Genomic DNA, 9,285 nt, shown 5'->3' with positions numbered 1-9,285 from the left:
GGCTACGTCGGTGCTAAATCACGTCAGCGCTGGCTGTTTTACGCGTATGACAGGATACGGAGGACGGTTGTGGCGCACGTCTTCGGTGAACGCACTCTGACCACACTGGAGCGTCTTCTGAGCCTGCTGTCGGCCTTTGAGGTCGTGGTATGGATGACGGATGGCTGGCCGCTGTATGAATCACGCCTGAAGGGAAAGCTGCACGTTATCAGCAAGCGTTACACTCAGCGCATTGAGCGACATAATCTGAATCTGAGACAACATCTGGCAAGGCTGGGACGGAAGTCACTGTCGTTCTCAAAATCGGTGGAGCTGCATGACAAGGTCATCGGGCATTATCTGAACATAAAACACTATCAGTAAGTTGGAGTCATTACCTCAGAGTACGGGACTTTATCTCTGATGCGGCGAACGTATTTTTTAGCCTCGAGTTGATACTGGCCTGCCGAATTAATAAACGAGAAATTCATGCCGCCTTTATCCGCTTCTTTGGCCTGCGCCACCAGCGTTTCCAGTTCAGACACTTTCTTCATTGCCGCATCAACATCAAACTTCTCTTGCGATATCAGGTTATTAATTTGTTTCGCTGAAATCATGACTGCCAGAGAATAGTAGTGGAATATTTTCCCTTCTCTTTCTTCAATATTTTTCAGTTCCGCAAGCTGGCGCTTATCGTTAATTTCCTGAATCGCCGCATGATAAGATTCTGCTACAGGTTCAAAGGCTTACAGATTTTTTAAGAATGTCTGGTGCAGCGTTTTCCCTTTCGCAAACGCATCGTCTTTATAATTTTCCTGGGTGTAATATTTATCCATTTCGTTAATGGTATTACCCAACGCCACGGCAGCATCGATATAACTCACCGCCACGCCATCAATTGGTTGCAGCGCAGGCGTTAACGCCACAGCACTTTTTACGCCTTTTTCACACTCAGCGAGGTTGGATTCACTAATGCCGTAGATGCCATAAACAGTACGCTCTTCACCGGTAGGCCCCTGTTTAAAATCTTTCAGCCAGTCAACATAACGCGCCAGACTGCGCTGTACAGGGATCTGTAACTTGTTATAGCACTTGATATAGACATCCATTTTTTCGTCGAAAACCGCTTGTTCATCGACCACCGGTTGCGCAGGTGTTTCAGGTTTAGCTTCTGCTTTTGCAACGGGAGCTTCAGGAGCTGGTGCGGCAGGTTGACTATTGGCAGGCGGGGGCGTTTCTGTTTCGGCTTTTTTATCATCACAACCCGTCAGACCGAGGGCCATGATGGCGACTATAATAGCGGAAGATAATAAATTCCTTTTCATTTAATTGCCTTATAAATATATAGATAAGAGAGTGAACATAATAAATGAAAAAAGAAAACGCCACTACACGCGTTTTATTTATAAATAAAAATAATAAAATTCACGAAATGAATAAGTCCTGCAATTTAATATATATCGCAGGACTTATTTTAATTAATTGCTCAAACGCTGCGGATGGGTATAAACCGTTGCCCGACCCGGTTTACAAAAACCTACCAGTGTCAGATTACAGCGCTCAGCCACTTCTACAGCAAGCGTGGTCGCGGCAGACACCGCAAACAAAATCTCTACGCCGCACATCGCCGACTTTTGCACCATTTCATAACTGGCGCGACTGGAAACCAGTACCGCACCTTGCTGCCAGCTTTCCCCTTCTTGTGACCGGCGGCCTAACAGTTTGTCCAGCGCCACATGGCGACCCACGTCTTCATGCCCGCCGACCAGTTCGCCAGATGGCAACATCCAGGCAGCGGCGTGAGTACAACCAGTCAGTTGCCCCACTGGCTGAAAATCGTTGAGATGACGTAATGCATCATCCAGTTTGTTGAGATCAAACGTCTGGGTGAACGGTAGCGGCTGCACCGGTTTTCCGATGTCATTAAGTTGCTCCACGCCGCATACGCCACAGCCCGTACGTCCCGCCAGCGCCCGGCGGCGCTCCTTCAACCCCATAAAGCGGCGGCTGGAAAGCTCAATTTGTACTTCAAGACCATTACAGGAAGGAACGACATCCATGCCGAAGATATCGCGCGGACTTTCGATAATCCCCTCGGAAAGCGAAAAACCGAGCACAAAGTACTCAAGGTCTTTGGGCGACGCCATCATCACCACATGCGAAATGCCGTTGTAGACCAGCGCAACGGGAACTTCTTCCGCGACCTCATCTAACCGTGGGTGTTGTAAATCATCACGCCGCCATAACTCAATTTGACGAACACCTGTGATATTTGTCACATTTTCGATTTCTTTTCGCTGTGTTTTTTTCACTTTCTCTTAACCAGATAAGAACACACACACCAACATTATGGTATTCTGTTACAAACCCTTCCTGGATGGAGGGAAATTGAGCCAATTCTGGACCTTTGCGGCCCCTTCCGCAAAGAAAAATAACTCCCACTCCCTGCACACGCAGCAAGCGAATGTAAATGGGACGTGACAATGTCGAAACAAGGAGCAATCCATGCAGGTCAGCAGAAGGCAGTTCTTTAAGATCTGCGCTGGCGGTATGGCAGGCACCACGGCAGCGGCACTAGGTTTTGCACCCAGCGTAGCACTCGCGGAAACCCGGCAGTATAAACTGCTGCGCACCCGCGAAACCCGTAATACCTGCACCTATTGTTCCGTAGGCTGTGGGCTGTTGATGTACAGCCTCGGTGACGGAGCAAAAAACGCCAAAGCATCTATCTTCCATATCGAAGGCGATCCGGATCACCCGGTCAACCGCGGTGCACTTTGTCCGAAAGGCGCTGGCCTGGTGGATTTCATCCACTCCGAAAGCCGTCTGAAGTTTCCGGAATACCGTGCGCCAGGTTCTGATAAATGGCAGCAAATCAGTTGGGAAGAGGCGTTTGATCGCATCGCCAAACTGATGAAAGAAGACCGCGATGCTAACTACATTGCGCAAAACGCCGAAGGCGTGACTGTTAACCGCTGGCTCTCCACCGGGATGCTGTGTGCTTCCGCGTCGAGTAACGAAACCGGCTATTTAACGCAAAAATTCTCCCGCGCGCTGGGTATGCTCGCGGTCGACAACCAGGCGCGTGTCTGACACGGACCAACGGTAGCAAGTCTTGCTCCAACATTTGGTCGCGGTGCGATGACCAACCACTGGGTCGACATCAAGAACGCCAACCTCGTCGTGGTGATGGGCGGTAACGCCGCTGAAGCTCACCCGGTCGGGTTCCGCTGGGCGATGGAAGCCAAAATTCACAACGGCGCGAAGCTGATTGTGATCGATCCTCGCTTTACGCGTACGGCGGCGGTAGCTGACTACTATGCCCCTATTCGTTCCGGTACTGACATTGCTTTCCTGTCAGGCGTATTGCTGTACCTGCTGAACAATGAAAAATTCAACCGCGAATACACCGAAGCCTATACCAACGCCAGCCTGATCGTGCGTGAGGATTACGGCTTTGAAGATGGCCTGTTCACCGGCTATGACGCGGAAAAACGCAAGTACGATAAATCCTCCTGGACTTACGAACTGGACGAAAACGGCTTCGCCAAACGCGATACCACGCTGCAACATCCGCGCTGCGTGTGGAACTTGCTGAAACAGCACGTTTCCCGCTACACGCCAGATGTGGTTGAAAACATCTGTGGTACGCCAAAAGACGCGTTCCTGAAAGTCTGCGAATACATCGCAGAAACCAGTGCTCACGATAAAACTGCCTCGTTCCTGTATGCCCTCGGCTGGACGCAACACTCCGTTGGTGCGCAAAACATTCGTACGATGGCGATGATCCAGCTGCTGCTCGGCAATATGGGGATGGCAGGCGGCGGCGTTAACGCCCTGCGCGGTCACTCCAATATTCAGGGGCTGACGGACCTGGGGCTGCTGTCGCAGAGCCTGCCAGGTTACATGACGCTGCCAAGCGAGAAGCAGACCGATCTGCAAACCTACCTTACCGCCAACACGCCAAAACCGCTGCTGGAAGGCCAGGTAAACTACTGGGGCAACTACCCGAAATTCTTCGTCTCTATGATGAAGGCCTTCTTTGGTGATAAAGCGACGGCGGAAAATAGCTGGGGCTTTGACTGGTTGCCGAAGTGGGATAAAGGCTACGACGTCCTGCAATACTTCGAGATGATGAAAGAGGGCAAGGTCAATGGCTATATCTGCCAGGGTTTTAACCCTGTTGCCTCATTCCCGAACAAAAACAAAGTGATCGGTTGTCTGTCGAAACTGAAGTTCCTCGTCACCATCGACCCGCTGAACACTGAAACCTCTAACTTCTGGCAGAACCACGGTGAGCTGAACGAAGTTGACTCGTCGAAGATCCAGACCGAAGTGTTCCGTCTGCCATCGACTGCTTCGCAGAAGAGAACGGTTCAATCGTTAACTCAGGTCGCTGGTTGCAGTGGCACTGGAAAGGTGCGGACGCCCCGGGGATTGCGCTGACTGACGGTGAGATCCTCTCCGGTATCTTCCTGCGCTTGCGCAAGATGTATGCCGAACAGGGTGGCGCGAACCCGGATCAGGTGCTGAACATGACCTGGAACTACGCCATTCCGCATGAGCCGAAGTCGGAAGAAGTAGCGATGGAGAGCAACGGTAAGGCGCTGGCCGATATTACCGATCCGGCAACCGGTGCGGTTATCGTCAAGAAAGGCCAACAACTTAGCTCGTTCGCCCAATTGCGCGATGACGGTACAACCTCCTGTGGCTGCTGGATTTTCGCCGGTAGCTGGACGCCGGAAGGCAACCAGATGGCGCGTCGTGATAACGCCGATCCGTCTGGCCTCGGTAACACGCTGGGCTGGGCATGGGCATGGCCGCTTAACCGCCGCATTCTGTATAACCGCGCCTCCGCAGATCCGCAGGGTAACCCGTGGGATCCGAAGCGTCAGTTGCTGAAATGGGACGGCACTAAGTGGACCGGCTGGGATATTCCGGACTACAGCGCAGCGCCTCCGGGTAGCGGCGTCGGGCCGTTTATCATGCAGCAGGAAGGCATGGGGCGTCTGTTTGCCCTCGATAAGATGGCGGAAGGTCCGTTCCCGGAACACTACGAGCCGTTTGAAACGCCGCTGGGAACTAACCCGCTGCATCCAAACGTTATCTCGAACCCGGCTGCACGTATCTTTAAAGACGACGCCGAAGCATTGGGTAAAGCCGATAAGTTCCCGTATGTCGGAACCACCTATCGTCTGACCGAGCACTTCCACTACTGGACCAAACACGCGCTGTTGAACGCGATTTTGCAGCCAGAGCAGTTTGTGGAAATCGGGGAGTCGCTGGCGAATAAACTTGGCATTGCCCAGGGCGATACCGTGAAAGTCTCCTCCAACCGTGGCTATATCAAAGCCAAAGCGGTGGTGACCAAACGTATTCGCACGCTGAAAGCGAACGGCAAAGATATCGATACCATCGGTATTCCGATTCACTGGGGCTATGAAGGCGTAGCTAAAAAAGGCTTTATTGCCAATACTTTAACGCCATTCGTTGGTGATGCGAACACGCAGACGCCGGAGTTTAAGTCCTTCCTTGTGAATGTGGAAAAGGTGTAACGGAGACGACATATGGCTTATCAATCTCAAGATATCATTCGTCGTTCCGCGACTAACGGTCTGACCCCCGCGCCTCAGGCGCGGGACTTCCAGGAAGAAGTGGCGAAACTCATCGACGTCACCACCTGTATCGGCTGTAAAGCCTGTCAGGTGGCGTGTTCAGAGTGGAACGACATTCGCGATACCGTCGGCAATAACATTGGGGTGTACGACAACCCCAATGATTTAAGTGCCAAATCGTGGACGGTGATGCGCTTCTCGGAAGTGGAGCAGAACGACAAACTGGAATGGCTGATCCGCAAAGACGGCTGTATGCACTGTTCCGATCCAGGCTGTCTGAAAGCGTGCCCGGCGGAAGGTGCAATTATTCAGTATGCCAACGGTATCGTCGACTTCCAGTCCGAGCAGTGCATTGGCTGCGGTTATTGCATTGCGGGCTGTCCGTTCGACATTCCGCGCCTCAACCCGGAAGACAACCGCGTCTACAAATGTACGCTGTGCGTTGACCGCGTGGTGGTTGGGCAAGAACCAGCCTGCGTGAAGACCTGCCCAACGGGCGCGATTCACTTCGGTACGAAAGAGTCGATGAAAACGCTGGCGAGCGAGCGCGTGGCGGAGCTGAAAACCCGCGGTTACGACAATGCGGGCCTGTACGATCCGGCAGGCGTCGGTGGTACACACGTTATGTACGTGCTGCACCATGCTGACAAGCCAAATCTGTATCATGGCTTGCCGGAGAACCCGGAAATCAGCGAAACCGTGAAATTCTGGAAAGGCATCTGGAAACCGCTCGCAGCTGTTGGCTTTGCGGCTACCTTCGCAGCCAGTATCTTCCACTACGTGGGTGTCGGTCCGAACCGTGCGGATGAGGAAGAGAATAATCTGCACGAAGAGAAAGACGAGGAGCGCAAATGAAACGACGTGACACCATCGTGCGCTACACCGCGCCGGAACGTATCAACCACTGGATCACCGCCTTCTGCTTCATCCTGGCGGCGGTGAGCGGGCTGGGCTTTTTGTTCCCGTCCTTCAACTGGTTGATGCAAATCATGGGCACACCGCAGCTGGCGCGAATTCTGCACCCGTTTGTCGGCGTGGTTATGTTTGCCTCGTTCATCATCATGTTTTTCCGTTACTGGCATCACAACCTAATCAATCGGGATGATATCTTTTGGGCGAAGAATATTCGTAAGATCGTCGTCAACGAGGAAGTAGGTGACACCGGGCGTTATAACTTCGGTCAGAAATGCGTTTTCTGGGCGGCGATTATTTTCCTGGTTCTGCTGCTGGTGAGCGGCGTGATTATCTGGCGTCCTTATTTTGCGCCTGCTTTCTCAATCCCGGTGATCCGATTCGCGTTAATGCTGCATTCATTTGCCGCAGTGGCGTTAATTGTGGTTATCATGGTGCATATCTACGCCGCCCTTTGGGTGAAAGGCACGATTACCGCCATGGTGGAAGGATGGGTTACCAGCGCCTGGGCGAAGAAACATCACCCGCGCTGGTACCGTGAGGTCCGCAAGACAACGGAAAAGAAAGCTGAATGAGTATTCGCATAATCCCGCAAGATGAGCTGGGTTCGAGCGAGAAACGTACGGCGGATATGATTCCGCCGTTATTGTTCCCTCGGCTCAAGAATTTATACAACCGCCGCGCCGAGCGTCTGCGCGAGCTGGCAGAAAATAATCCGCTGGATGATTACCTGCGCTTTGCTGCGCTTATCGCCCACGCCCAGGAAGTGGTGCTGTACGACCATCCGCTGGAGATGGATCTGACCGCGCGCATTAAAGAAGCCAGCGCACAGGGCAAGCCCCCGCTGGATATTCACGTTCTGCCGCGTGATAAGCACTGGCAAAAGCTGCTGATGGCGCTGATTGCTGAGCTGAAACCTGAAATGAGCGGCCCGGCGCTGGCAGTGATTGAGAATCTGGAGAAGGCATCGACTCAGGAGCTGGAAGATATGGCCAGCGCACTGTTTGCCTCTGATTTCTCATCCGTCAGCAGCGATAAAGCGCCGTTTATCTGGGCTGCACTGTCGCTCTACTGGGCGCAGATGGCCAATCTGATCCCCGGCAAAGCCCGCGCTGAATACGGCGAGCAACGTCAATATTGCCCGGTTTGTGGTTCTATGCCGGTGTCCAGCATGGTGCAAATTGGCACCACTCAGGGTCTGCGTTACCTGCACTGCAACCTGTGTGAAACCGAATGGCACGTAGTGCGCGTAAAATGCAGCAACTGTGAACAGAGCGGCAAACTGCATTACTGGTCGCTGGATGACGAACAGGCCGCGATTAAAGCCGAAAGCTGCGATGACTGCGGCACTTACCTGAAGATTCTTTATCAGGAAAAAGAACCGAAAGTTGAAGCCGTGGCAGATGACCTCGCTTCTCTGGTACTGGACGCGCGAATGGAGCAAGAAGGCTATGCCCGCAGTTCCATCAACCCGTTCCTGTTTCCGGGTGAAGGGGAGTAATCTCTGACGTTTTCCGGGTGGCGCTGGTCGCCCGGATTACAGCTCATAGGGTGTGACGACACCATCTCTCGTATTCCGCGTTACCCATTCAAGATCATGCCGCAATTGTCTGTTTGCCTCGTTCTTCCCTCCAACACATCGATAAGGTTATGGGTATGTCACTGATGACAAGCGTATGATTGCCTGATGCGCTGCGCTTATCAGGCCTACCAATAAACTTCAATATATTGAATTTGCATGACTTTGTAGGCCGGATAAGGCGTTCACGCCGCATCCGGCATGAACAACGCGCACGTTGTCAGCAATCTGATTGACATCATTTTTTCCCATTACCATTCCTCGCGCAGCTTACGCTGATATTCGACACCATCTTCCTCACACCCTTGCCAGATGCCAGGAACACTGGTTCTTGCTGTTTGCGATTGATTTATCAGGTATTGATCTACCGCTTCCCTTAATAGGTCCGCACGAGGAAGATTACGCTGCACCTCGAGATCATCAAGTTGCTTAATCACCTCATTCGATAAATCGAGTAAAATTCTGCCCATATCTATACCTGCCAGAGAGTTCATAAATATCTCGCCAATATCATTTTTGAATCTATGGAGAGAAAAGTACCCTTGCCGAATCTTTAAAGAAAGCTCATTTACGCATCATTTTTTATTTTTGCGAGGCGTTTTCCAGATACGATGTAACAGTTGCAGTTATTATAAGTTCAAGTAAAACAGCCTTGTATTAATACCAGAATAAGGGCATCTGTTTTTTTATATTCAAGAATGAAAAATTTTTTTCATTCCTTATGCTCCTTACACTGATCATCAACACCAACTACCTCCCCCTTTTGCCTGCCTCCCTTTGCTTTACGCACCGGAAATTGCTGCCGCTCCAGATATTGCTCAACCGCTTCGCGTAAAATTGCAGATCGTGAAACCTTACGCCAGCCCCGAAGCTTGTTCAGCCGTTTAATTGCCTCTTCTGAGGTAGCCTGAGTTTAACGGACACTCCTTCCTGAAATAGAATGGCATCAGAAGGAGCTAATAATGAGCAGAAAAAACCAACGTTACTCTAAAGAGTTCAAAGCCGAAGCTGTCAGAACGGTTCTTGAAAATCAACTTTCGATCAGTGAAGGCGCTTCCCGATTATCCCTTCCTGAAGGCACTTTAGGACAATGGGTTACCGCCGCCAGAAAAGGGCTCGGTACTCCTGGTTCCCGCACGGTGGCTGAACTGGAATCTGAAATTCTGCAACTGCGTAAGGCGTTAAATGAAGCTCGCCTTG

At 51.6% G+C, this 9,285-nt stretch carries 7 protein-coding genes and 3 pseudogenes; 6 read left to right on the top strand and 4 right to left on the bottom strand.

Annotated features, from left to right (window positions below):
- Positions 1-363 (top strand): annotated as a pseudogene (locus BGK49_RS04265) (IS1-like element IS1X2 family transposase); the annotation flags it as partial.
- Between the two features lie 14 nt (positions 364-377).
- Here the strand turns inward: BGK49_RS04265 and BGK49_RS04260 are convergent.
- Together BGK49_RS04260 and fdhD are read right to left on the bottom strand one after the other, a co-directional pair.
- Positions 378-1,304: pseudogene (locus BGK49_RS04260) on the bottom strand (YiiG family protein); the annotation flags it as partial.
- 153 nt (positions 1,305-1,457) lie between these two features.
- On the bottom strand, positions 1,458-2,291 hold the full coding sequence (fdhD, locus tag BGK49_RS04255) for a formate dehydrogenase accessory sulfurtransferase FdhD (protein WP_069375694.1): 834 nt from the start codon (positions 2,289-2,291) through the stop codon (positions 1,458-1,460).
- Positions 2,292-2,484: 193 nt separating this feature from the next.
- Here fdhD and fdnG point away from each other — a divergent pair.
- From fdnG to fdhE, 4 genes and pseudogenes are all read left to right on the top strand, one after another.
- Positions 2,485-5,534: pseudogene (gene fdnG / locus BGK49_RS30045) on the top strand (formate dehydrogenase-N subunit alpha).
- A 12-nt stretch (positions 5,535-5,546) separates the two neighbouring features.
- Positions 5,547-6,449: a formate dehydrogenase O subunit beta gene (gene fdoH, locus BGK49_RS04240; RefSeq protein ID WP_000331377.1), complete on the top strand. Its 903-nt coding sequence runs from the start codon at positions 5,547-5,549 to the stop codon at positions 6,447-6,449.
- A complete protein-coding gene (fdoI, locus tag BGK49_RS04235) occupies positions 6,446-7,081 on the top strand; it encodes a formate dehydrogenase cytochrome b556 subunit (RefSeq protein WP_000829013.1) in 636 nt (211 codons plus the stop codon). Before fdoH ends, fdoI begins: the two co-directional genes overlap by 4 nt.
- Complete coding sequence (gene fdhE / locus BGK49_RS04230) at positions 7,078-8,007, top strand: formate dehydrogenase accessory protein FdhE (protein ID WP_000027697.1); 930 nt, start codon at positions 7,078-7,080, stop codon at positions 8,005-8,007. Before fdoI ends, fdhE begins: the two co-directional genes overlap by 4 nt.
- Positions 8,008-8,336: 329 nt before the next feature.
- Here the strand turns inward: fdhE and yiiF are convergent, their stop codons facing one another.
- Positions 8,337-8,579 (bottom strand): protein YiiF, encoded by a 243-nt coding sequence (yiiF, locus tag BGK49_RS04220; protein ID WP_001086388.1) that lies wholly within the window; start codon positions 8,577-8,579, stop codon positions 8,337-8,339.
- Positions 8,580-8,797: 218 nt separating this feature from the next.
- Positions 8,798-8,974 carry a ribbon-helix-helix domain-containing protein gene (locus BGK49_RS04215; RefSeq protein ID WP_044326047.1) on the bottom strand — a complete coding sequence of 59 codons (177 nt, stop codon included), beginning with the start codon at positions 8,972-8,974 and terminating at the stop codon, positions 8,798-8,800.
- A 73-nt stretch (positions 8,975-9,047) separates the two neighbouring features.
- On the opposite strand from BGK49_RS04215, the gene BGK49_RS04210 reads away from it, so the two are divergent.
- The coding region (locus BGK49_RS04210) for a transposase (RefSeq protein WP_032335914.1) at positions 9,048-9,285 on the top strand (238 nt) is incomplete at its 3' end.

Origin of the sequence: Shigella sp. FC1544 (genome assembly GCF_001722145.1) — a bacterium.
In the GTDB taxonomy this organism is placed as follows: domain Bacteria; phylum Pseudomonadota; class Gammaproteobacteria; order Enterobacterales; family Enterobacteriaceae; genus Escherichia; species Escherichia coli.
The sequence above is the reverse complement of the archived record's forward strand: the minus strand, read 5'-3'. Positions and strand labels throughout refer to the sequence as shown.